Origin of the sequence: Vibrio sp. S457-15 (genome assembly GCF_000960545.1) — a bacterium.
GTDB classification, from domain to species: Bacteria; Pseudomonadota; Gammaproteobacteria; order Enterobacterales; family Vibrionaceae; genus Vibrio; species Vibrio parahaemolyticus.
Genome location: NZ_JYOQ01000075.1, coordinates 1 through 409, shown reverse-complemented (window position 1 = coordinate 409; position 409 = coordinate 1). Strand labels below are relative to the sequence as shown.

Below are 409 nucleotides of genomic sequence, written 5' to 3'. Positions count from 1 at the left end.
GACTTATATTCAGTGGCAAGGTTAACCATCTAGTCGAGCAGTTGGGACTCCGATTCTTATCTGGGCGTTCAGTTTCTGGATATAGACCCTAAACCAGGTGACCTACCCATGGGCAGGTTGAAGGTTGACTAACATCAACTGGAGGACCGAACTGACTAATGTTCAAAAATTAGCGGATGACTTGTGGCTAGGGGTGAAAGGCCAATCAAACCTGGAGATAGCTTGTTCTCCCCGAAAGCTATTTAGGTAGCGCCTCGGACGAATACTACTGGGGGCAAAGCACTGATAAGGCTAGGGGGTCATCCCGACTTACCAACCCTTTGCAAACTCCGGATACCAGTAAGTACTATCCGGGAGACACACGGCGGGTGCTCACGACCGTCGAGGGGGGGGAGACAACCCAGACCGG

1 rRNA gene is annotated in these 409 nt (G+C 51.6%); it reads left to right on the top strand.

The annotated features are described in order from the left end of the window. Positions 1 to 409, top strand: a 23S ribosomal RNA gene (locus UF05_RS24365); the annotation flags it as partial.